This window comes from Arenimonas donghaensis DSM 18148 = HO3-R19 (genome assembly GCF_000743535.1).
Classification (GTDB): Bacteria; Pseudomonadota; Gammaproteobacteria; order Xanthomonadales; family Xanthomonadaceae; genus Arenimonas; species Arenimonas donghaensis.
Genome location: NZ_AVCJ01000007.1, coordinates 1 through 22,698, shown reverse-complemented (window position 1 = coordinate 22,698; position 22,698 = coordinate 1). Strand labels below are relative to the sequence as shown.

Genomic DNA, 22,698 nt, shown 5'->3' with positions numbered 1-22,698 from the left:
GTGAGTCTGTATCCAGGCTCAGGCGGACCGGCGGCAACAGGCCAGGAACGGGTGCGGATTCCCCACGGGAACCGCACCCGTTCTTTTTTGGGGCATGGCGCCCGGCTCAGAGCAGGTGGCGCAGCGCCGGCAGGTACTTTTCAAGCGAGCCCGTGTTGACGGCGACGATGCGTTCGCCTTTGCGCAGCAGCCCGCGGTCGAGCAGCTGGGGCAGCGCCGCCAGGCAGGCCGCGCCTTCGGGGGAGAACCAGTGCCGGCGCTCGCGCCAGACCGTGGCCAGTTCGCGGGCGGTATCGGCTTCGGCCACGGCGACCGCGGCACCGCCGCTGGCGCGGATGATCTGCAGCACCCGGAACTGGCCGACGCCGGCCGGCACGTTCAGGCCGGTGCAGAGCGTCGGCCCGGTTTGCGGCAAGGCCTGGGTGTCGTCCGCGCCCGCGTCGAAGGCGCGCACCAGCGGCGTGGTGACTTCCGACTGCACGCAGATCATCTTCGGCCGGCGTGAATCGACCAGGCCCAGGGCCTCGAGCTCGTCGAAGGCCTTCCACATGCCCAGCACGCCGGTGCCGCCGCCGGTGGGATAGACGATGGCGTCGGGCAGGGACCAGCGGCTTTCGCCCGGCGGTGGCTCGGCCATTTCCAGGCCCAGGGTCTTCTTGCCCTCGATGCGCCAGCCCGGTTCCTGGAACGTGGCGCAGTTGAACCAGCCCTGGGGCCAGTAGTCCGCCTTGAGCTTCGCGGCGGCCTCGCGGATCGTGCCCTTCACCAGTTCGAGCCGGATCCGGTCCGGGTACAGGTGGGCCATCGCGGCCACCTGGCCGAGGATGGGCATGGGCGTGTCGTCGGGCATCGCCACCACGACCTGCAGTCCGCCGGCCAGGCCATAACGCACCAGCGAATCGCCGGCATTGCCCTGGGTCGGCACGGCCAGGCGCTGCAGCCCGGCGCGACGGGCCATCGCCACCACCATGGCCATGCCGCGGTCCTTGAAGCTGCCGGTCGGATTGGCGCCGAAGCCGGGGTGCGCCTGGCCTTCGTCCTTGACCTGCAGCTTCAGCCCGGCGGCCGCGGCGACCGGGTGGTCGCCGTAGTCGAGCAGGGGCGTGTGGCCTTCGCCCAGTGCGACGACGTGGGCGGCATCGGCCGGGTCGGCGATGTCCAGCGGCATCAGTGCGCCGAAACGCCACATGTCGCGGCGGCCAGGGTCGTACCAGGCGGCGCCGGGTTTCTCTCGCGCCAGGCGCTCGAGGTCCAGGACCATCTGCACCGGCCGGCCGTCGGCCGGGTCGAGGTTCATCGGCGGCTCGGGCGGGTACTCAATGCCCGAACCGATGCCTTGCAGGCAGCGCAGGTAGCCCATGCGGGGACGGTCCTTCAGTGGGTGCTTTGTTCGGCGTCGCCCAGCAGATCGATCAGGCGCGACAGCGCGGCGCGGTCTTCGGCGGCGAAGTTGGCGAGCAGGCGGCGCTCATAGGCCAGGGCGGCCGGCGCCACCTCGGCGTAGACCCGCTGGCCCTCGTCGGAGAGTTCGAGCACCGACCGGCGGCGGTCGGCGTCGTGGGTGTCGCGGGTGATGCGGCCGTCGGCCAGCAGGCTGGCGACGGCGCGGCTGACCGCGACCTTGTCCATCGCCGTGCGCTCGGCCAGTTCGCTGGCCGACAGGCCCGGGTAGCGGCCCAGCACGGCCAGCACGCGCCACTCGGTCACGCCCAGCCCGAAGCGGTCGGCGTACAGGCGGGCGATGTCCTGGCTGATCCGGTTCGAAAGCACCGAAAGCCGGTAGGGCAGGAAATGCTCCAGGTCCAGGATGTCGCGTTCAGGCATTGCGGCTCCGCAGCTTGCAAATGGTTTCAAGTGAAACTATAACGGACGTCTTCCCCATGCAAGCGGTCCTCCGGAGGTTTCCCATGAGCGCACAACCCAACCTGGGCATGCAGCCCACCACCTTCGAAAACCCGATGGGCATCAACGGCTTCGAATTCGTTGAGTTCGCCGCGCCGGCCGATCGCGGCGAGTCGATGGCGCAGTACCTGCGCAACCTGGGCTTCACGGCCGTCGCCACGCACAAGCACCGCCCGATCACCCTGTTCCGCCAGGGCACCATCAACTTCCTGCTCAACGAGTCGCCCGACTCCTTCGCTTCGGATTTCGCGGCCCAGCACGGTCCGTCGGCCTGCGGTTTCGCGATCCGCTTCAAGCAGCCCTCGGGCGAAGTGCTCAAGCACGTGCTGGCCAACGGCGGTGAACGCCAGGACCACCGCGCCGACACCCGCGCCGTCGACGCGCCGGTGGTCAAGGGCATCGGCGACTGCATGCTGTACCTGGTCGACGACGGCCGCGACGACCTGTACGCGGACTTCGCGCCGATCCCGGGCGTGGACCAGCACCCCAAGGGGTTTGGCCTGACCTTCATCGACCACCTGACCCACAACCTGTTCATGGGCAACATGCAGAAGTGGTCGGACTACTACGAGAAGCTGTTCAACTTCCGCGAGATCCGCTACTTCGACATCAAGGGAGCCAAGACCGGCCTGCTGTCGAAGGCGATGACCGCGCCCGACGGCGTGGTGCGCATCCCGCTCAACGAGTCGAGCGACGAGAAGAGCCAGATCAACGAATACCTGCGCGAGTACAAGGGCGAGGGCATCCAGCACATCGCGCTGTTCACCGACGACATCTACAGCTCGGTGGAAGCCATGCACAAGGCGGGGGTCAAGTTCCTGGAGACCCCGGACACCTACTTCGACGTGATCGACCAGCGCATCCCGGAACACGGCGAAGACGTCGCCCGCCTGCGCCAGAACAGCATCCTGATCGACGCCGACCCAGAGACCAAGCAGCGCAAGCTGCTGCAGATCTTCACCCAGAACGCGTTCGGGCCGATCTTCTTCGAGATCATCCAGCGCAAGGGCAACGAAGGTTTCGGCGAGGGCAACTTCCAGGCCCTGTTCGAATCCATCGAACGCGACCAGATGCGCCGCGGCGTGCTCTGACCAGGACGGGAACGGCGCCATGAGCCTGAGCTACCAGAGTGGGTTTGGAAACGAGTTCGCGACGGAAGCCATGCCGGGCGCCCTGCCGGTCGGGCGCAACTCGCCGCAGAAGGCGCCTTATGGCCTTTATGCGGAGCAGGTGAGCGGCACGGCGTTCACCGCGCCGCGCGCCAGCAACCGGCGCAGCTGGCTGTACCGGATCCGGCCGGCGGCGATGCACGGTCCGTTCGCCGAGCTGGCCCACGCCGGCTTCCACAACGACTTCGGCCAGGGTCCGGTCACCCCCGACCAGCTGCGCTGGAGCCCGCTGCCGATGCCCTCGGCGCCGACCGACTGGCTCGACGGCCTGTTCACCATGGCCGGCAACGGCGGCTGCCGGGCCGGCACCGGCATGGGCGTGCACCTGTACGCGGCCAACAAGAACATGGACGGCCGCTATTTCTACGACGCCGATGGCGAGCTGCTGATCGTGCCCCAGCAGGGCCGGCTGCGCATCGCCACCGAGCTGGGCGTGCTCGAGGTCGAGCCGCAGGAAATCGCACTGATCCCGCGCGGCCTGCGCATCAGCATTTCGCTGCCCGACGGCGCGGCCCGTGGTTACGTCTGCGAAAACTTCGGCGCCATGTTCCGGCTGCCCGACCTGGGGCCGATCGGCAGCAACGGCCTGGCCAACCCGCGCGATTTCCTGGCGCCGGTGGCGGCCTGGGAAGACCGCGAGGGCGACTTCGAGCTGGTGGCCAAGTTCCAGGGCAGCCTGTGGCGCGCGCACATCGGCCACAGCCCGCTGGACGTCGTCGCCTGGCACGGCAACTACGCGCCGTGCAAATACGACCTGCGCCGCTTCAACACCATCGGCTCGATCAGCTACGACCATCCGGATCCGTCGATCTTCCTGGTGCTGCATTCGCCCAGCGACACCGAGGGCACCAGCAACATCGACTTCGTGATCTTCCCGCCGCGCTGGCTGGTGGCCCAGGACACCTTCCGGCCGCCCTGGTTCCACCGCAACATCGCCAGCGAGTTCATGGGCCTGGTGCACGGTGCCTACGACGCCAAGGCAGAAGGCTTCGTGCCGGGCGGCTGTTCGCTGCACAATGCGATGACCGGCCACGGCCCCGATGCGGCGACGTTCGAGAAGGCCTCCAACGCCGACCTGTCCAAGCCCGACGTCATCACCGGCACCATGGCCTTCATGTTCGAATCGCGCCAGGTCATCCGGCCCGCCGCCCAGGCCCTGGACGCCGGCCACCGCCAGCGCGACTACCAGGCCTGCTGGCAGGGCCTGGCAAAACATTTCAATCCGGAGAAGCGCTGATGCGCCTGATGCGTTCGATCCTGCCGGGCGCCCTGGCGCTTGCGCTGCTGGCCTGCGCCGAACCCGCCCCGACGCTGCCGGCGGTGCCGCCGCCGGAGCCGGTCGAAGCCACCCCGGCGCCGGTTAGCGCATCCGCGGCCGCCGTCGCGCATGTGGTCCGCCACGACCCCGAGGTCGTGCACTTTGGCGGCTTCGGGCCCGCGGTCTTCGGTGCCGATGAAGAACAGGTCCGCATCGCCTGGGGTCATCCGCTGGATGCGATGCCGCCCGGCGAAGGCGCCAGCTGCTATTACCTGATGCCCGATCCGGTGCCGCCCGATGGCTACGACGTGGCCTTCATGATGGAAGAAGGCGGCTTTCGTCGTTACGACGTCGCCTCGGACCGGTTCGCGGCCCCGGGCGACTTCACGGTCGGCGCATCGGCGGACGACGTCGTCGCGGCCTTCGCCGGGCGCGTCGAACAGATGCCGCACAAGTACGTCCAAGGCGGTCGCTACCTGGTGGTGTCGCCCGAAGGGGACGGCGAGACCCGCCTGGTTTTCGAAGTCGACCCGGCGGGCACGATCACCGGCTGGCGCATGGGCCAGCTGCCGCAAGTTCTTTACGTGGAAGGCTGCAGCTGAGCTGCGCCGGGACAACAGGAGTAACGGAATGAAACTGGGTTCACTCAAGGAAGGCGGCCGCGACGGCACGCTGATCGTGGTGTCGCGCGACCTGGCGCGCGCCGTCAAGGCGACCGGCATCGCGCCGACGATGCAGCGGGCGCTGGAAGACTGGTCCAACCTGGCGCCGCGGCTCAATGCCGTCTATGAGGCGCTGGAAGCGGGCACGCCGGACACCGTGAACGGCGAACCGGTGTTCGCGGTGGACTTCACCCAGCTGGCGTCGCCGCTGCCGCGCGCCTACGAGTTCGTCGACGGCAGCGCCTACCTGCCGCACGTGGCGCGCGTGCGCAAGGCCCGCGGCGCCGAGGTGCCCGAGAGCTTCTACACCGACCCGCTGATGTACCAGGCGGTCAGCGCCGGCTTCTACGGCCCGCGCGATCCGGTGCTGGTGGCCGACGAGGCCCACGGCATCGACCTCGAGGCCGAGATCGTGGTGGTGACCGACGACGTGCCCCAGGGCGCGTCCCCGGCCGAAGCCGCAGGTCATATCCAGCTGGTCGGCCTGGTCAACGACGTATCGCTGCGCAACCTGATCCCGGGCGAACTGGCCAAGGGTTTTGGCTTCCTGCAGTCCAAGCCGCGTTCGGCGCTCAGCCCGGTATTCGTCACGCCCGACGAACTGGGCGACGCCTGGAAGGACAACAAGCTGCACCTGCCGCTGCTGACCCACGTCAACGGCAAGTGGTTCGGCGCACCCGAGGCCGGCGTCGACATGCAGTTCGACTTCAGCCAGCTGGTCGCCCATGCCGCCAGGACCCGGCCGCTGTCGGCGGGCACCATCGTCGGCTCGGGCACGGTCGCCAACGAGGACACCTCGCTGGGCGCCAGCTGCTTCGCCGAGCAGCGTACGGTCGAGGCCCTGCGCGACGGCAAGCCCAGCACGCCATTCATGGCCTTCGGCGACACCGTGCGCATCGAGATGAACGACAAGGATGGCCGCAGCATTTTCGGAGCCATCGAGCAGCGCATCCAGAAGGCCTGAAGATTACTGTAGGAGCGCCTTCAGGCGCGAATCTTTTGACTTTGCCTCCGGCAAAGAACAGATTCGCGCCTGAAGGCGCTCCTACGCACAGGAGGCCGGCCGGGCGTATGCTTGGGCCAGGCAGGAGGGGAGGGGAGCAATCGCCATGAACGCGGGCTCGATCCGGCTGTACTCGTACTGGCGCTCCAGCGCCGCCTACCGCGTGCGCATCGCACTCAACCTCAAGGGCATGCCCTTCGAGACCGTGCCGGTGCACCTGGTGCGCGATGGCGGCGAACAGCACAAACCGCCCCTGAGCGACCTCAACCCGCAGGAACTGGTGCCCGTGCTTCTGCACGGCAACCGCATCCTGCGCCAGTCGATGGCGATCATGGAGTACCTGGACGAAACCTGGCCGACGCCGCCGCTGATGCCGGCCACGGCCCGCGACCGCCAGCGCGTGCGCGCCCTCGCCCACATGATTGCCTGCGACATGCACCCGCTCAACAACCTGCGCGTGCTGCAGTTTTTCGAGAACACCTGGAACGTGCCGCTGCCCGAGCGCGAGGCCTGGGTCAGGCACTGGATCAAGGTGGGCTTCGACGCGCTCGAGGACACCCTGTGCGACAACCCGTCCACCGGTGCCTTCTGCGACGGCGACGTGCCGACGATGGCCGATTGCTGCCTGGTGCCGCAGGTCTTCAACGCCGAACGATTCGGCGTGGACATGGCGCCCTACCGGACGATCCGCCGGATCACGGCCGAGTGCCTTTCGATGGACGCGTTCGACGCGGCCCGGCCGGAAAAGCAGCCGGACGCGCCGCCCGGCGGCTGAGCCGGGACCTCAGTAGCCCTGGGTTTCGCTGCCGGGACCGCCGCCGCCGTACATGTCGGCATAGGGGTCGTGTTCGCCCGTGGCGCCTTCCGAAAGCCGGATCTTCAGGGCCAGGCCGTCGCGGGAGTCGGCCTTGCGCAGCGCCTCCTCCAGTTCGACCTTGCCTTCCTTGTACATGCGGAACAGGGACTGGTCGAAGGTCTGCATGCCTTCCTGCAGCGACTTGTCCATCGCTTCCTTGATCTCGTGCACCTCGCCGCGGCGGATGAGGTCGCGGATCATCGGGGTGTTGATCAGGATCTCGGCCGCCGGCAGGCGCTTGCCGTCCTTGCCGACCACCAGGCGCTGGCTGATGATCGCCTTGAGGTTCAGGGCCAGGTTCATCAGCACGTTCTTGTGGGCCGACTCCGGGAAGAAGTTCAGGATGCGGTCCAGGGTCTGGTCGGCGTTGTTCGAGTGCAGGGTGGCCATGCACAGGTGGCCGGTCTCGGCGAAGGCGATGGCCGATTCCATGGTCACGGCATCAAGGATCTCGCCGATCAGGATAACGTCCGGCGCCTCGCGCATGGCGTTCTTGAGCGCGTTGTGGAAGGCGTGGGTGTCCAGGCCGACTTCGCGCTGGTTGACGATGGACTTCTTGTGCTTGTGCAGGAACTCGATCGGATCCTCGATGGTGAGGATGTGACCGGTCGTGCTGGCGTTGCGGTGGTCGATCATCGCCGCCAGGGTGGTGGACTTGCCCGAGCCGGTCGAGCCGACCACGAGCACCAGGCCACGCTGCTCCATGACGATGTCCTTGAGCACCGGCGGCAGCTTGAGCTGGTCGATGCCCGGGATCTCGGACTTGATCGCACGGATCACCATGCCCACTTCGCCGCGCTGCTTGAACACGTTGACGCGGAAGCGCCCGGTGTCCTTGACCGCGATCGCCATGTTGAATTCCAGGTCACGCTCGAAGGCCGGGACCTGGCCCTCGTCCATGAGTGAATAGGCGATCTTCTTGACCATGCCGGCGGGCAGGCCGGTATTGCCAAGCGGGTAGAGCTTGCCTTCGACCTTGATGTAGACGGGCGCGCCGGTGGTCAGGAACATGTCCGACGCGTTCTTTTCCGTCATCAGCTTCAGGAAATAGCCGATGTCCATGTCAGTATCCTTGGATCCCCTGGTTCGGTCCCGATAGGTGGCCCGGCATGGCTACAATGGCTTCGCCGAAACGCTCACCCGCGAGTCCGCCTTATGACACTAATGCCGCAAAAAATCCAATCCGCGCTGCTCGTACTGCTGCTTGTTTCCCTGTTTGCGACGACCAGCGCAGCCGCCGACGAGGTTGATGCGGCGCTGGCTGCCGCCGAACGCGCCGTGCTCGCCGCCCAGTCCGCCCAGCCGCGTGGCGAAGCCGCCCAGGTGCTGGAACAGGCCCGCCGCCAATGGTTGGCCGCCGGTGATGCCCGGCGCAAGTCCGACAAGCTGCGGCTGGCCGAAGCCGCGGCCGCCAATGCCGACCTGGCCCACGCCAAGGCGCGGCTCGACGCCGCCCGGGAGTCCGTGGAAAGCCGGGCCGCCCGCAACGCCGACCTGCGCCGGCGGCTGCTGGTCAACGAGGAGGACTGACCATGCGCGCCCGCCTGTTGACACTTTTGCTGCTGGCCGGCCTGGCCTTGCTTCCTGCCCTGGTCGCGGCCAACGAGCACGACGACGCCGTCGCCGCGCTGGCGGCCGAGCTGCAGTCGCTGGAAACCGACCCCTCGCTGGGTGGCCTGGCCCGACTCGAGCGCCTGCAGGCCCGGCAGGCCCTTGCCGACGCCCGCGACGCCCGCCGCAGCCAGCGTGAGCACAAGCTCGCCCTGGCCGGGGTGCGCCTGGAAACCGCCCGGCTGGCCGCCGAAGCCGAACTGCTGGCCGGCCAGGCCGACCAGCTCGACCGCGAGCGCGACCAGATCATGCTCGAAGCCAGCCGCCGCGAGGCCGAACGGGCCCGCCGGGAGTCGGAGCGGCTGCGCCTGCAGGCGCTGGCCCGCGAGGAGACCATCGAACGCGAGCTCGCCCAGGCCGAAACGGCGCGCGTGACGGCCCTGGAGGCGGCGGAAGCCGAGACCGCCCAGGCCCGCAAGCTGGCGGCCGCCCGGGCCCGGGAAGCCGAACTGGCCCGCCAGGAGGCCGAGCTGGCCGCCGCCATCGCCGCCGACGACATCACCGACGCCGAGCCGCCGCCCCTGCGCCAGGAGGGCGGACGCCAGATCTATACGCTGGGCGGGGACGCCTTCGGCAGCGGCAGCGCCACCCTCACGGCCCAGGCCCAGGCCAGCCTGCGGGCCCTGGCCGCCCGTCTGGGCGGCAGCGGCACGGTGCGGATCGAAGGCCATACCGACAGCCAGGGTGGCACGGCCGCCAACCAGGCGCTGTCGCAGCGCCGGGCCGAGGCGGTGATGCGCGTCCTGAGCGATTCAGGCATCGACAGCGGCCGTCTGCGGGCCACCGGAAAGGGTGAGTCCAGCCCGATCGCCGACAACGCCAGCGCCGCTGGCCGGGCCCGCAACCGCCGGGTCGAAGTCATCGTAAATTAGTCGTAGAAACAATAACTTGAAGTGAGGGTTGCGACCCCCGAACAGGGGGAGTAGGTTCAAATTCCCGGCGGCCTGATGCCACCGGGACTTCAAGAGCCAGGCCGATGAAAGCAGACCTCGCCCCCGCCGAACGTGTCGCCTCCGGTCCGGATGTGCGCGCGTCGCGTGGAGGCGCCGCCCGCGAAAGCGACCTGACCCCTGTCTCGATCCGCAACGCCCCGGTCTTCCCGCCCGGGGCGTTCGCGTTTTATGGAGGAGGTCAATCCGATGTTTGAAGGGCAACCGCAACAGGAACTCGATGCGCTGATGAAGAGCGACCCGGAATTCCGGCAGCTCTACCACCGCCACCGCGAACTCGACAAGAAGGTGCTCGACGCCGAACTCGGCGTACTGCCCCTGGACGACACCTCGCTGGCGCGCATGAAGAAAGAAAAGCTCAACGCCAAGGACCGCCTGACCCGGATGTTCGACCAACGCCGGCACTGAGTTACCGCTGCGGCGGCGGCGGCCCACCTCGTCGGGTCGCCGCCGCCCGCACTCTCCGGGCACCGCGTGAAGGCCGCACTGCTAGAATCAGGGCCCGAAAATCCGCCCGGTTCCCTTCCATGACGGCAAATGCCAACGTACTCGAACTCATCGGCAACACGCCGATGGTCAAGGCCCAGCACCTCGATACCGGGGTGTGCGAGCTCTACCTCAAGCTCGAGTGCATGAATCCGGGCGGGTCCATCAAGGACCGCATCGGCCTGAAGATGATCGAGGCGGCCGAGGCCCGGGGCGACCTGAAGCCGGGCGCGCTCATCGTCGAGGGCACCGCCGGCAATACCGGCCTGGGCCTGGCCCTGGTGGCGCAGCAGAAGGGCTACCGGCTGCTGCTGGTGGTGCCGGACAAGATGAGCCGGGAAAAGATATTCAACCTGCGCGCCATGGGCGCCGAAGTCGTGCTGACCCGTTCGGACGTCGCCAAGGGCCATCCGGACTATTACCAGGACATGGCCGCCCGCATCGCCAGCGAAACCCCGGGCGCCTACTTCATCAACCAGTTCGGCAACCCGGACAATCCGGCGGCGCACGAGCAGGGCACCGGCCCGGAGATCTGGGCGCAGATGAACGGCGACATGGACGCGATCGTGTTCGGCTGCGGCAGCTCGGGCACCATGACCGGCCTGTCGCGCTACTTCGCCAAGGTGGCGCCAAACGTCGAGCTGGTGCTGGCCGACCCGGTCGGCTCGATCCTCACCCAGTACATCAACGAGGGCGTGCTGAGCACCAAGTCCGGCAGCTGGCTGGTCGAGGGCATCGGCGAGGACTTCCTGCCCGACATCTCCGACTTCTCGCGGGTGAAGAAGGCCTACGCGATTTCCGACAAGGAAAGTTTCCTGGCCGGACGCGAACTGCTGGTCAAGGAGGGCGTCCTGGGCGGCAGTTCCAGCGGCACCTTGCTGGCGGCGGCGCTGAAGTACTGCCGCGAACAGACCGAACCCAAGAAGGTCGTGGTGTTTGTTTGCGACACCGGCAACAAATACCTGTCGAAGATGTACAACGACTACTGGATGCTCGACAACGGCTTCCTCGAGCGCGAGGTCCACAACGACCTGCGCGACCTCATCCTGCGCCCCTACGCCCAGCGCGACACGGTGGTGGTCGGTCCCAACGACACCCTGCACGTGGCCTACCAGCGCATGAAGATGTACGACGTCTCGCAGCTGCCGGTGATGGACGGCGAATCGATCGTGGGCATCGTCGACGAGTCGGACGTGCTGATGCACGTCTACGGCAAGGAAGAGCGCTTCAAGGACACCGTCGCCAGCGCCATGGTCACCGAGCTGACGCTGCTGCAGGTCACCGAGCCGATGGAGGCGCTGCTGCCCGTGTTCGACCGTGGCCAGGTGGCCATCGTGGTGGACGGCAAGCGGTTCCTGGGCCTGATCACCCGCATCGACCTGCTCAACTACCTGCGCCGACGGGTTGCCTGAGCCATGGCCGGCGGCACCGAAATGAACCTCTACGGCCGGCAGCTGACCGAGCAGGAGATCGCCCGCGGCGAGCACCGCCAGTTCGTCGGCGGCCTGTGGGACGAACTGGGCCGGCTGCAGCTGGATTTCCTGCGTTCGCAGGGCCTGCAGCCGGGACACCGGTTCGTGGACGTGGGCTGCGGGGCGCTGCGCGGCGGCGTGCATTTCGTCCGCTATCTCGATCCGGGCCGGTACCACGGCCTGGACATCAACGCCTCGCTGATCGAAGCCGGCCGCCGCGAACTCGAGCTGGCGGGGCTGGCCGACCGCGACGCCCGGCTGCTGGTCGACGACGGCTTCCGCATCTCCCGGTTCGGGCAGCCCTTCGACCGGGGGCTGGCGCTGTCGCTGTTCACCCACCTGCCGATGGACGCCATCGTGCGCTGCCTGAAGGAAGTGGCGGCGGCCCTGGCGCCCGACGGCGTGTTCTACGCCACCCATTTCGGCGCCCCGGGGCCGGCCTGGACCGATCCGGTCGAACATTCCCCCGGCGGCGTGTGCACGCATTACGACCTTGATCCGTTTCACCAGTCGGTAGCCGAATACGAATGGATGGCGGGTCTATGTGGATTGCAGGTTCAGGACATCGGCGACTGGGGCCATCCCAGGGCCCAGCGCATGCTGGCGTTCCGGCACCGCCGGGGCTGAACGCCGCCGCTTCGCCGGCCCGGGCCGGCGCAGGTGAACTGCTATGCTCCGCCTGCCTTTGAACCCGCAAGAAGCCATGTCCCCAGCCCCTGCAACCGCCCTTGATCCCGCGCTGCAGCCGTCGTCACGCCGGCTCGGCGACCTGCTGGTCGAGCGCCAGCTGGCGACGCGCGCCGACATCGGCAAGGCCTTGGCCTTCCAGCAGCAGTTCGGCGGCCGGATCGGGTCGATCCTGGTGCGCCTGGGTGCCTTGTCCGAAGAGTCCCTGCTGCCCGTGTTGTCCGAACAGCTGGGCATGCCGATGCTCGACGGCGCCGAGTGGCCGGCTGATTCCGCGGCGCTGCACGACGTCGCCGAGGCCAGCGGCCTGGTGCCCGACTGGTGGGTGGACAACGGTGTCGCCGGCTGGAAATCGCCCGAAGGCGAGGTCCTGGTCGTCGCCCGTGACCCGCTCGACCCGACCCTGGACGAGATCCTCGGTCGCCGCCTCGCGCCGGGCTGGCAGTGGCGACTGGCCCGCAACCAGGACCTCGACCGCCTGCTCGACCTCGCCGCCCGCGCCGAGCGCGGCGGCGACGAGGCCGGCGACGACGACGTCAGCCACCTGCGCGAACTGGCCGAGGAAGCCCCGGTCATCGAGCTGGTGAACAACGTGCTGGCCCAGGCCATGGACCAGCGCGCCTCCGACATCCACATCGAACCCGAAGACCAGGTCTTCCACGTCCGGCTGCGCATCGACGGCATCCTGCACACCCGGCTGACGCTGCCGATGAGCCGCTACCCGGCGGTGGCCTCGCGGGTGAAGCTGATTTCGGGCATGGACATCGCCGAACGACGGCTGCCCCAGGACGGCCGCCTGAGCACCCGCGTCAGCGGCCAGGAAGTGGACATCCGTGCCTCTTCGGTGCCGGCCGTGCACGGCGAGTCGCTGGTGCTGCGCCTGCTGCCCAAGGAGCGCCAGGACCTGAGCCTGGAAAACCTGGGCTTCACCACCCGCGACCTGGGCATGTTCCGCGGCTGGGCCCGCGAACCGCACGGCATCGTGCTGGTCACCGGTCCCACCGGCTCGGGCAAGTCGACCACCCTGTACGGCACGCTGGAGGAAATGAACCAGCGCGACCGCAAGATCATCACGGTGGAGGATCCGGTCGAATACCAGGTCCAGGGCGTCACCCAGATCCAGGCCAACGCCGACATCGGCTACAGCTTCGCCCGGGCCTTGCGCGCCATCCTGCGCCAGGACCCGGACGTGATCATGATCGGCGAAATCCGCGACCTCGAAACCGCGGAAATCGCCGTGCAGTCGGCGCTCACCGGCCACCTGGTGCTGAGCACCCTGCATACCAACGACGCGGTCAGCGCCTTCACCCGGCTGGTGGACATGGGCCTGGAGCCCTTCCTGGTCGCCACCAGCGTGCGCGCCGTGCAGGCCCAGCGCCTGGTGCGCCGGGTCTGTCCGGACTGCTGCGAACCGGCCAGCGTGCTGCCGGGCGTCGAAAGGCTGGTCACGCCGGTGCTCGATGCCGGCGCGCCGGCGCCGAACTGGGTGCGCGCCGTGGGTTGCCCGCGCTGCCGCGGCACCGGTTACCGCGGTCGCCTGGGCATCTACGAACTGGTCGATGTCACGCCCGAGATGCAGGAGCTGGTGCTCGAAAGCGCCACCGCGGAGAAGATGCGCCAACTGGCCGACGCCCAGGGCGGGCGCACGCTGCGCCAGGATGGCCTGCTCAAGGCGCGCCAGGGCCTGACCACGGTCGACGAGGTGGTGCGCGTCACCGGCGGAATCGCCGCGGACGCCTGAGCCCATGCAGTTCAAGTACCAGGCCATCGACAAATCCGGCCAGGCCGTTTCCGGCGTGGTTGAAAGCCGCAGCGAACGCGAGGCGGCGCGGCAGCTGTCCGGCCAGGGGCTGACGCCGCTGTCCCTGGCCGAACAGGCCGAATCCGGCATTCGCCGGCGTCGCGGCAAGGCGTCCCATCGCGAGCTGCAGCTGGTGCTGCAGGAATTCACCACCCTGCTCGAGGCCGGGGTGACGCTGGTGACGGCGCTGTCGTCGCTGGCCAAGTCCAGCCACCACCCGCAGATCACCGGGGTGTTCGACGGCATGGAGAAAGCCGTGCGCCGAGGCGATCCCTTCTCGGTGGCTTTCCGCGCGGCCCGGCTGCCCTTGCCCGAATATTTCCTGCAGCTGGTCGAGGCCGGCGAAGCCACCGGCCGCCTGGCCGAGTCGCTGCGCGGTGGCGTCGAACAATTCGAATACGACCAGCGCGTGCGCAGCGAGATGCGTTCGGCCCTGGTCTACCCGGCGGTGCTGGTGTTCTCCGGCATCGCCGCGGTCGCCATCATCTTCCTGTGGGTGGTGCCGCGCTTCGGCAACCTGCTCACCCAGCACGGCGACAACATGCCGACGCTGTCGCGATGGACGATCGGTGCCGGCGTCTGGTTCTCCGACCATTGGTACCTGGTGGCGGCCGGCGCGGTGGCCCTGGCCCTGGCGCTGCGTGCGGCCTTGCGCCGCCGCGACCTGGTCGAGACGCTGGCAGAGCGCGCGGTGCGGCTGCCGGTGCTGGGCGAATGGCTGGTCGAAGCGGAGGTGGGGCGCTGGGCCAGCACGCTGTCGGCGCTGCTGACCGGCCGGGTCGAACTGATCCGGGCCCTGGGACTGGCCGCCAACTCGGTCCGCCTGGGCTTTCTCCGCGCCCGCCTGGCCCAGGTCGCCGGCACGGTGAAGGGCGGCGCCACGCTGTCGGCGGCGCTGCGCGAGCACCGGGCGCTCAATCCCACCGGTTACGACCTGGTGGCGGTCGGCGAAGCCAGCGGCGAGCTGCCCAAGCTGCTCGCGGCCCTGGCCCGGCTCTACGAGACCACCGGCCGGGACCGCATGAAGCGCTCGCTGCAGCTGGTCGAGCCGCTGGCGATCATCCTGATCGGCATCGTCATCGGCACCATCGTCACGGCGATCATCCTGGCCATCACCAGCGTCAACGAAGTCCCCCTCTGACGCGTTACACGGAGTCACCATGCGAAACATTCGTCCCTCCCATCGACCCTCCCGGGGCTTCACCCTGCTCGAGATGCTGGTCGTGCTGGTCATCATCGGCCTGATCGCGAGCCTGGTCGGCCCGCGCCTGTTCAGCCGCGTGGACACCTCCAAGGTGCAGGTGGCCGAGACCCAGGTGAAGATGCTGCGCGGCGCGCTGGAAACCTACCGGCTCGAGGTCGGCAGTTTCCCCGCCGCCAGCCAGGGCCTGGACGTGCTCTACAACCCGCCGCAGGACGAGCGCCTGCGCGGCCGCTGGAACGGCCCCTACCTCGACGAGCCGGCGCCGCTCGATCCCTGGGGCAATCCCTACCAGTACTCGATGCCCGGCGCCGAGGGCATGCCGTTCGCGCTTTATTCGTTCGGCGCCGACGGCCAGCGGGGCGGGGAGGGCATCGATGCCGACATCGGTTTCCTTCCGCGCGGCTGACCGGACCCGGCAGGGTTTCACCCTGCTCGAGCTGCTGATCGTGCTGGCCCTGCTGGCCATGGTCACGGCACTGGTGGTGCCGCGCATGGAGCGCACCTACCAGGCGATCGCGGGTAGCGGCGAACGCGACGAAGTGCATCGCCAGCTCGAGCGCCTGCCGCGGATCGCCCGCAGCGAAGGCCGGCGCATCGACATCGCCGAAGGCGACGTCAACGCCCTGGCCGCGCACCTGGCGCTGCCCGATGGTTGGGTGGTGACGCCCCTGGAAGCCATTCGTGTCGAGGCCAACGGCCTGTGTCGTGGCAGCGTGCTGCGGGTGCAAGGTCGCGGAGCCAGCGAAGACGTCGAACTGCTCGCGCCTGCCTGCGGAGTTGCCCGTGCGCCCTGATCGCGTCCGCGGCTTCACCCTGCTCGAAGCCATCGTCGCCCTGGCGATCCTGGCGGCCGGCGGCATGGCGCTGTTCGCGGCGATGACCCAGTCCGTGCAGATGGTCAACCGCGCCGAACAGGCGCGCGAGGACGACACCGCACTGCGCAACGCCATGGCCTGGATCGAACAGGTCAATCCCATGCAGGCGCCGGAAGGCAGCGTGCCGCTGGGCGACTACGAGCTGCGCTGGACCAGCGAGCTGGTCGAGCCGGTCCGTCCCGGCGCCACCGGCTACCTCGAGCCGGGGCTGTATGACGTCGGTCTTTACCAACTGGAGCTCGAGCTCTGGCACGACGACGTGCTGCGCCGCGAATTGCCGGTGCGCCGCGTCGGTTGGCGCCAGGCCCGGCAGCCGGTGCAGATGTGAGCCGGTCGCGCGGTTTCACCTTGCTCGAGGCGCTGGTGACCCTGGTCATCGTGGCGCTGATCGTCACCTTGCTGATGCAGGCGCTGCATCAGTCGCTCGACCTGCGCGTCCGCCTGCTGCGGCATCAGTCCGAGGCCCGGGTGTCGAGTTTGCAGGAACACTGGTTCCGCGAGTCGGTGGCCGGCGCGATGGCCGACCTGCCCGACGCCTTCGGTCGCATGGAAGGGCGGGCCGATTCGCTGGTGCTGGTCACCCTGCAGCCGGTTGGCACGCGCGGCGTCGCGAGGGTGCGCTGGTGGCTCGAGCCGGTGGACGGCGGGCACGCCCTGCACTACGCCGACCCGGAGTGGGAGGACATCACGGTCATGCCCGGCCCGCTGGACGAGGCACGGTTCGAATACCTGGCACCCGGCGGCGAATGGACCGACCGGTTCATCCCCGAAGCAAACGACAGCATCGTCCTGCCGCGCATGGTGCGGCTGCGGGCCCTGACCGCCGACGGCAGCGTGGACTGGATGGTGCCGCTGCTGGCCGACCCCAGGCTGCCGATCCTGCTGCGGCCGCTCGATCCCGGGACGGTGGGCCTGTGAGCCTTCGCGGCCACCGCCGGTGCCGCGCCCGGGCCGGGCAGGGCGGATTCGTGCTGGCGCTGGTGCTGTGGCTGCTGGCGGCCATCGCCATCGTCGCCGGACTGCTGACGCTATGGGCCCTGGACCAGGTGGCCGATGCCCAGCGCGACCGCGCCGGGGTCCAACAGCAGCTGGCGATGCTCGGCACCCGCGAAACCCTCATCTACCTGGCGGCCACCCGCGACAAGACCGTCGCCGGACTGCCGGTCCAGGCCCTGGGCGCGGAGCAGCGGGCCCTGCGCGGGCTGGAAGAATTCGGTGCGTTCTCCCGCGACGCCATTGGCGGCGAGCTGGCGCTCGACGGCAGCGCCTACGCCGGGCTGGCCGGCACCCGGTTCGCGGTCCAGGACGAAGCCGGCCTGGTGTCCGTCGCCTGGCCGACCCCCGACTTCCTCGATCGCCTGCTGGCCGCCTGGGACGTGGGCGAGGGCGAAGCGCCGCGCCTGCGCGATGCCCTGCTCGATTACATCGACCACGACGACCTGCGGCACCTCAACGGCGCCGAAGCCCGCGACTACGAGCGTGCCGGCCGGCCGCCGCCGCCCAATCGCCGCCTGCTGGCCCCGGTCGAGCTGGACCGCGTGCTGGGCTGGGATGAACGCTCCGGCCTGCGCCATGAGGTCGCCAGCGAGCAGGCGACGACCTTCTACGCCGGCCCGCTGAACCTCAACACCGCGCCGGCCGACCTGCTGCCGCTGGTGCTGCCCGGCTGCCCGGCGACCTGCGAGATCCTGCTCGAGCGCCGGCGCGAATCGGCGCTGCGGTCGAGCAGCGAAGTGCAGTCCCTGCTTGGCGTCGTCTTGCCGGGCGATCCGGTGTCCGATTATCGCTACGCGCCTTCCGATGACCTGCGCCTGACCCTCTGGGGTGATTCCGGCGCCGCATGGCGCATCCATGTACGATTGACGCCCATGGCCGACGGCCAGGCGCCCTGGGTTTTCCTCGCCGCTTACCAAGTCACACGTCCTGATACCGATGACCCTCCGCGAACGATTGACCACGCTCTTTTCGCCGACGCGGCGACTGGGCGACCCTGAAGCGCGCGTCCTGCACGCCGGCGGCGCCCTGGGGCCGGTGCAGTGGGTCGTTGCGCGTGCCGACTGCCACTACCGGCGGCTGGACTTCGCCCAGCTGGCGCCGCGGCAGCGTGCCGCCGCGGCGGCCGTCGCCGTGCGCCGGCAGGAGCCGGCACCGGGTGCGCTGCACCACGTGGCCTGGACCGGCGGCACGGCCCACGCCTGGGTCTGGCCGGAACCGACGGCCGGCCTGCTCGAGGGGGATGCCGGCTGGATTCCCGAGACCCTGCTGCGTGCACCGCCCGCGGCCGATGGTCCCAGGCTGCTGGCGATGATGCGCGGCGTCGAGGGCCAGGTCTGGCGCGACGGCGAGCTGCGCGCGAGCCAATGGTGGCCCGCCAGTCCCGATACCGCGGCCTGGGCGCGTTTCCTGCGAGCCGCCGGCCTGGCCATCGACGATGTCGTCGTGCCCGAGCCCGAGGCCATCGCCTGGGCGGATCGCCCCTGGGGCGACCGGCCGGCCGGGCTGCCGGGTTCGCCCGCGGCGCTCGAGCGCCTGGCCTGGGTCGCCGGCATCGGGCTGGTGGCGCTGGGCCTGGGCTGGCAGCTGGCGGCCCAGGCGAGCTGGGGATTCGGCCAATGGCGGCTGGACCAGCGCCTGGCGGAACTGCGCGCGCAGGCCACGCCCTTGCTCGAGGCCCGCGAGCGCGCCGACGCGGCCATGCGGCGCATCCAGGCCTACCAGTCGCTGGCGGCCGCCGACAACGACTACCATCTGGTGGCCGAGGTCATCGGGCCGCTGCCGGCCGATACCCGTCTGGTCGGATGGCGCCGGGAAGGCGACCGCCTCCAGGTCGGGCTGCAGTCGGCCGAGGCCGACCCCCGGCGCTTCGTGTCCGCCTTCCAGGCGCATCCGGTGCTGGCCGATGTCGCCGCCAACCCGATGCCCAACGGCGCCGGCATGCAGCTGGATTTCGACCTGGCCCGTCCGGGTGAAGGCGGCGAAGAATGATGCGTGCACGCCTCGAGCAGATGATCGCCGAATGGCGCCAGAACCGCCGCTTGCGCCTGGGAGCGCTGGTCGTGCTGGTGGTGCTTGGGCTGCACTTCGTGTTCGGCCTGGCCGATGGCCGCGACGCCACGATGGCCCAGTACGCGCGCGACGCCGACCTGCTGGCGAGGCTGCAGGAGGCCGGCCGGGAATCGGCCTGGCCCGAGCGCGCGGTCGAGGCCGAAGCCGCCCTGGCCGCCGTTGAAGCCACCTTGCCGGAGGTTGCCAGCGCGGGACTTGCCCAGGCCGAACTGCAGGCCTGGCTGGCGGGGCAGGCGGCGTCCGCCGGCCTGGCCGAGGCGCGCGTGCGCGCCGAAACCACGCTCGACGTGCCCGGGCATCCGGCGCTTTGGCAGGTCGTTGCGCGCCTGGACGCCCAGGTGCCGCCGGGCCGCATGTCGATGCTGCTCCATTCGCTTTCCGGCGGGCTGCCGTGGATCCAGGTCGAACGCGTGGACATCAGCCAGGGCCGCCAGACCCAGGTTTCGCTGGTGGTCCGGGCCTACTACCGCAAGGCCGCCGGGGTCGACGCCGATGCGCCGGCCCAGGGAGATCCGGCATGACGCCCGGCCTGCGCAAGACACTGCCTTTCCTGGCGCCCCTGCTGGTCGGCGCCCTGGCCTATTTCGCCGTGGGCAAGGGCCCCTCGTCGGCGCCGGAGCGCGCCGGCGATGCGATGTCCTGGCAGCTGCCGACGATCGAGGCCACCGACACGACGGCCGCGGCGACGCTTTGGTCGGCCCGGTCCCCCTGGGGCAGCGACGCCGCGGCGTCCCCGGAGGCGCCGGTGGTTACGGCCCGTCCGGTCGGCGTGGTCGCCGTCGGTGATCGCCTCTTCGCCCTGTTCACCCAGGGCGACGCGGTCGTGCGGGTGGCCCAGGACGAAAGCCTGGCGGAAGGCGGCACGGTGACCGCCATCCATCCGGACAGGGTGGAGTGGGTCGACGCCGCCGGCACCCCCCAAAGCAGGGAGCTGCTGGTGGACATCGTCGATGCCGCGCCGGACGCCGCGCCGGACCGCCGTGGCGGCAACCGCACCAGCAATCGCGCGCAGAATCGCGTCAACAATCGTGCCACCCAGGGCGTTCCCCAGCGCGAACCCGGTCAACGCCGGGCCCGCCAGACCGTTCCGAATTCAGGTTCCGATCAATTCAAGTCCCGCCGTCCGTCGTCCACGGGGGGCTGACCGCCAGCCATGCAGGTTCTGATTTCCATGAAGCAAACTCCCGATTCCCCGCGTTCGCCCGGCCTGGTCCAGCTGCGCCTGGTCCTTGCCGCCGCCCTGGTCGCGGTCCTTGCGGGCGCCTGCGCGACCGTGCAGCCACCGGTTTTCCCGGAGCCGCTGCGCGCGCCCAAGGCCGAAAGTCAGGCCGACGAACTGCCGGCCGACGACGACGACGGCCGCAGCCGGCCGCGGGTCGAATCCGGCCCGACGGTGGGCACGGCGCCGGTGCGCACGGTGGACAAGCGCGAACTGCCGCAGATGCGCACCAGCGAACCGGTCACCCTGACGCTGGACGGCGTCACCCTGGGTGCGTTCATCAACGAGGTCTTCGGTACCGTGCTGGGCTTCTCGCTGGACATCGACCAATCGGTGCGCAGCCGCAGCGAGCTGGTCAGCCTGCGCCTGGTCGAGCCCGAGCCCCCGCACCGCGTCTACGTAATCGCCGAGGAAGTGCTCAAGCGCTACCAGGTGCGCGTGGTCGAGGACGGCGGCGTGCTGCGTTTCCTGCCCGGCGGTGAAGAGTCCGCCGAGCCGCCGCGCCTGATCACCGCCCGCGCGCTGCCCGAGGTGCCGTCGGGCGAACGCCCGGTGTTCGTCGCGATGCCGCTGGACGTGAGCGAGCCGGGCCGGGTCGCGGCCCAGGTGCGCGCCCTGTTCGGCAATGGTTCGCAGGTGACCCTGACCGAAATGATCGAGGCCAACGCCCTGCTGATCAGCGGGCCGCCGGCTTCGGTGCAGGCGGCGATGGAGGCGGTCGCCCTGCTCGACCGCGTGTCGCTGCGCAACAAGAAGTCGCTGCGCATCAATCCCCTTTACCTCGGCGCCGATGTGCTGGCCGAGGAGCTGACCTCGGTGCTGACGGCCCAGGGTTATTCCGTGCGCCAGGGCGGCAGCGGTTCGGGCGTGCTGACCTTCGTGCCGGTGCCCTCGGCGAACGCGCTCATCGTTTTCAGCGAGTCCGACCAGGCGCTGGCGGCGACCCGCGACTGGGTCGAACGCATCGACCAGCCCAGTGACGAAAATGCCGGCGACGGTGGGGTCTTCATTTATTCGGCGCGCCACACCACGGTCGATTCGCTGCTGCCGGTGCTGCAGGCCCTGTTGGGCGCCTCGCCGTCCGGCGGCAACCAGCAGACCGCCGCCCGCAACGAACCGACGACCAGTGGCCGTACCGGCAGCACCGGCGGCTCCGCATCGGGACGCACGGCCGGAAGCAGCCGGAACGCGAACCAGGCGTCGGTGATCTCCAGCGAGGCCGGCCAGCTGGCCGTGGACCCGGTGCGCAACGTCATCGTCTTCCAGGGCGACGCCCAGCGCTGGCGCGCGATCCAGGGCGTACTGGCCCGGCTGGACCAGCCGGCGCGTCAGGTGGTGATCGAAGTCACCATCGCCGAAGTCACCCTCACCGACGAGTTCGAGCATGGCGTCGAATGGGCGCTGCGCAACGTCGGGCTGAACAACTTCGGCGGCGGGCTGACTTTCAATGCCGACGCCGAGCCCAATACCTCGGGCGTGGTCTGGTCGCCGATCTCGTCCTCGGGCCAGGTGCGGGCGATGATCAACCTGTTCTCGGAGGACAGCCGCGTCTCCATCCTGTCGACGCCACGGCTGATGGTGAAGAGTGGCGAGAGCGCCAGCATCGACGTCGGCTCGGAAGTGCCGATCATCACCAGCCAGGCGACCGCGCCGGACCTGCCGAGCAACGGCGGCGCCTCGATCCTGCAGCAGGTGCAGTACCGCAAGACCGGCGTGCTGCTCGAACTCAGCGCCGTGGTGCACTCCGGCCAGCGCGTGGACCTGGAGATCTCGCAGGAAGTCAGCGAAGCGACCCAGACCAATACCAGCGACATTTCCTCGCCGAGCATCTTCAGCCGGCGCCTGCAGACCAGCCTGAGCCTGCAGGACGGGGAGAGCATGCTGCTGGGCGGGCTGATTTCCTCGTCCACGACCCAGGGCGTCTCCAAGGTGCCTGGGCTGGGCGATATTCCGGTGCTGGGCAAGCTGTTCCAGAACGCGCGAAACCAGGAAAACCGGACCGAGCTGCTGATGCTGATCACCCCCTACGTCATCGAGGATGCCAGCCAGGCCCGCGCAATCACCGACGCGGTGCGAAGCCGCTTCGAGAACGGGGAGCGTTGAACCCCCGACGGTCGGTTCCCGGGAGCCGTCCGTCGGCCCCGGAGCGGGCGATCTGCATGGTTTCCGGTTATGGCAGGGCAAGCATTGACCCTGTAATACCCCCGTATTAGCATCGCCGGACGTCCGGGGCTGTGCAGTGCAAAAGCATGCGCAATCGGGCTGGGGGCTGTGCCGGGGCAGGGGGTCAAGAAGACCCTCCTCCCGGAGCAACCAACCAGTCCAGGTGTCGGCGCCGGCACGTGTATGCGGGCGCTGGGCGGTCCACGGGTGGATAAGGCTGTTCCGATTAATTCCTAAGCTTGGGAGTAACAAACAAATGTCCATGAACAAGAAGCTGCTTGCTGGCGCCATCGCCGGCCTGCTGGTCTCCGCGA

General features: G+C 69.3%; 24 protein-coding genes. 21 read left to right on the top strand and 3 right to left on the bottom strand.

Annotated features, from left to right (window positions below; genetic code table 11):
* Positions 1 to 106 precede the first annotated feature (106 nt).
* Together N788_RS05080 and N788_RS05075 are read right to left on the bottom strand one after the other, a co-directional pair.
* Complete coding sequence (locus N788_RS05080; RefSeq protein WP_152560381.1) at positions 107 to 1,360, bottom strand: threonine synthase; 1,254 nt, start codon at positions 1,358 to 1,360, stop codon at positions 107 to 109.
* Between the two features lie 14 nt (positions 1,361 to 1,374).
* Positions 1,375 to 1,824, bottom strand: coding sequence for a MarR family winged helix-turn-helix transcriptional regulator (locus tag N788_RS05075; RefSeq protein ID WP_034221878.1), 450 nt, complete (start codon positions 1,822 to 1,824; stop codon positions 1,375 to 1,377).
* A gap of 83 nt (positions 1,825 to 1,907) precedes the next feature.
* Here N788_RS05075 and hppD point away from each other — a divergent pair, with 83 nt between their 5' ends.
* The 5 genes from hppD (at position 1,908) to maiA (ending at position 6,769) form a co-directional block, all read left to right on the top strand.
* Entirely contained in the window at positions 1,908 to 2,993 is a 1,086-nt protein-coding gene (hppD, locus tag N788_RS05070) for a 4-hydroxyphenylpyruvate dioxygenase (protein WP_034221876.1), read from the top strand.
* Positions 2,994 to 3,012: 19 nt separating this feature from the next.
* Positions 3,013 to 4,308 (top strand): homogentisate 1,2-dioxygenase, encoded by a 1,296-nt coding sequence (gene hmgA, locus N788_RS05065; RefSeq protein ID WP_034221874.1) that lies wholly within the window; start codon positions 3,013 to 3,015, stop codon positions 4,306 to 4,308.
* Entirely contained in the window at positions 4,308 to 4,931 is a 624-nt protein-coding gene (locus N788_RS05060) for a hypothetical protein (protein WP_051924380.1), read from the top strand. The genes hmgA and N788_RS05060 overlap by 1 nt, the downstream gene beginning before the upstream one ends.
* A gap of 28 nt (positions 4,932 to 4,959) precedes the next feature.
* A complete protein-coding gene (locus tag N788_RS05055) occupies positions 4,960 to 5,955 on the top strand; it encodes a fumarylacetoacetate hydrolase family protein (protein ID WP_034221871.1) in 996 nt (331 codons plus the stop codon).
* Positions 5,956 to 6,100: 145 nt separating this feature from the next.
* Positions 6,101 to 6,769, top strand: coding sequence for a maleylacetoacetate isomerase (gene maiA / locus N788_RS05050; RefSeq protein WP_034221868.1), 669 nt, complete (start codon positions 6,101 to 6,103; stop codon positions 6,767 to 6,769).
* Positions 6,770 to 6,778: 9 nt separating this feature from the next.
* Here the strand turns inward: maiA and N788_RS05045 are convergent, their stop codons facing one another.
* On the bottom strand, positions 6,779 to 7,912 hold the full coding sequence (locus N788_RS05045) for a PilT/PilU family type 4a pilus ATPase (protein WP_034221866.1): 1,134 nt from the start codon (positions 7,910 to 7,912) through the stop codon (positions 6,779 to 6,781).
* Positions 7,913 to 8,014: 102 nt separating this feature from the next.
* Here N788_RS05045 and N788_RS05040 point away from each other — a divergent pair, with 102 nt between their 5' ends.
* The 16 genes from N788_RS05040 to N788_RS04965 all read left to right on the top strand — a co-directional run bounded on the left by N788_RS05040 (position 8,015) and on the right by N788_RS04965 (position 22,324).
* Positions 8,015 to 8,380 carry a hypothetical protein gene (locus N788_RS05040; RefSeq protein WP_034221863.1) on the top strand — a complete coding sequence of 122 codons (366 nt, stop codon included), beginning with the start codon at positions 8,015 to 8,017 and terminating at the stop codon, positions 8,378 to 8,380.
* A 2-nt stretch (positions 8,381 to 8,382) separates the two neighbouring features.
* Complete coding sequence (locus N788_RS14935; protein WP_034221860.1) at positions 8,383 to 9,333, top strand: OmpA family protein; 951 nt, start codon at positions 8,383 to 8,385, stop codon at positions 9,331 to 9,333.
* 267 nt (positions 9,334 to 9,600) lie between these two features.
* Entirely contained in the window at positions 9,601 to 9,819 is a 219-nt protein-coding gene (locus N788_RS05030) for an HP1242/YdcH family protein (RefSeq protein WP_034222050.1), read from the top strand.
* Positions 9,820 to 9,938: 119 nt separating this feature from the next.
* Complete coding sequence (locus N788_RS05025) at positions 9,939 to 11,309, top strand: pyridoxal-phosphate dependent enzyme (RefSeq protein ID WP_034221857.1); 1,371 nt, start codon at positions 9,939 to 9,941, stop codon at positions 11,307 to 11,309.
* 3 nt (positions 11,310 to 11,312) lie between these two features.
* The gene (locus N788_RS13790; RefSeq protein ID WP_051924379.1) at positions 11,313 to 11,996 is read left to right on the top strand and encodes an SAM-dependent methyltransferase; all 684 of its coding nucleotides are present in this window, start codon (positions 11,313 to 11,315) and stop codon (positions 11,994 to 11,996) included.
* Between the two features lie 76 nt (positions 11,997 to 12,072).
* Complete coding sequence (locus N788_RS05015; RefSeq protein WP_051924378.1) at positions 12,073 to 13,797, top strand: GspE/PulE family protein; 1,725 nt, start codon at positions 12,073 to 12,075, stop codon at positions 13,795 to 13,797.
* Between the two features lie 4 nt (positions 13,798 to 13,801).
* A complete protein-coding gene (locus N788_RS05010; protein WP_034221854.1) occupies positions 13,802 to 14,998 on the top strand; it encodes a type II secretion system F family protein in 1,197 nt (398 codons plus the stop codon).
* A gap of 19 nt (positions 14,999 to 15,017) precedes the next feature.
* Complete coding sequence (gene gspG / locus N788_RS05005) at positions 15,018 to 15,467, top strand: type II secretion system major pseudopilin GspG (protein ID WP_034221851.1); 450 nt, start codon at positions 15,018 to 15,020, stop codon at positions 15,465 to 15,467.
* The gene (locus N788_RS05000; protein ID WP_051924377.1) at positions 15,436 to 15,855 is read left to right on the top strand and encodes a prepilin-type N-terminal cleavage/methylation domain-containing protein; all 420 of its coding nucleotides are present in this window, start codon (positions 15,436 to 15,438) and stop codon (positions 15,853 to 15,855) included. Before gspG ends, N788_RS05000 begins: the two co-directional genes overlap by 32 nt.
* The gene (locus N788_RS13785) at positions 15,845 to 16,264 is read left to right on the top strand and encodes a prepilin-type N-terminal cleavage/methylation domain-containing protein (RefSeq protein ID WP_160171909.1); all 420 of its coding nucleotides are present in this window, start codon (positions 15,845 to 15,847) and stop codon (positions 16,262 to 16,264) included. Before N788_RS05000 ends, N788_RS13785 begins: the two co-directional genes overlap by 11 nt.
* Entirely contained in the window at positions 16,261 to 16,854 is a 594-nt protein-coding gene (locus N788_RS04990; RefSeq protein WP_034221848.1) for a type II secretion system protein, read from the top strand. Before N788_RS13785 ends, N788_RS04990 begins: the two co-directional genes overlap by 4 nt.
* Entirely contained in the window at positions 16,851 to 17,930 is a 1,080-nt protein-coding gene (locus tag N788_RS04985; protein WP_034221845.1) for a type II secretion system protein GspK, read from the top strand. The genes N788_RS04990 and N788_RS04985 overlap by 4 nt, the downstream gene beginning before the upstream one ends.
* Positions 17,869 to 18,921: a hypothetical protein gene (locus tag N788_RS04980; RefSeq protein WP_034221843.1), complete on the top strand. Its 1,053-nt coding sequence runs from the start codon at positions 17,869 to 17,871 to the stop codon at positions 18,919 to 18,921. Before N788_RS04985 ends, N788_RS04980 begins: the two co-directional genes overlap by 62 nt.
* The gene (locus tag N788_RS04975) at positions 18,918 to 19,523 is read left to right on the top strand and encodes a hypothetical protein (RefSeq protein WP_152560380.1); all 606 of its coding nucleotides are present in this window, start codon (positions 18,918 to 18,920) and stop codon (positions 19,521 to 19,523) included. Before N788_RS04980 ends, N788_RS04975 begins: the two co-directional genes overlap by 4 nt.
* Positions 19,520 to 20,146: a hypothetical protein gene (locus N788_RS04970; protein ID WP_034221837.1), complete on the top strand. Its 627-nt coding sequence runs from the start codon at positions 19,520 to 19,522 to the stop codon at positions 20,144 to 20,146. The genes N788_RS04975 and N788_RS04970 overlap by 4 nt, the downstream gene beginning before the upstream one ends.
* A 27-nt stretch (positions 20,147 to 20,173) precedes the next feature.
* Positions 20,174 to 22,324 carry a secretin N-terminal domain-containing protein gene (locus N788_RS04965; protein ID WP_034221825.1) on the top strand — a complete coding sequence of 717 codons (2,151 nt, stop codon included), beginning with the start codon at positions 20,174 to 20,176 and terminating at the stop codon, positions 22,322 to 22,324.
* The last annotated feature ends 374 nt before the right edge of the window (positions 22,325 to 22,698 follow it).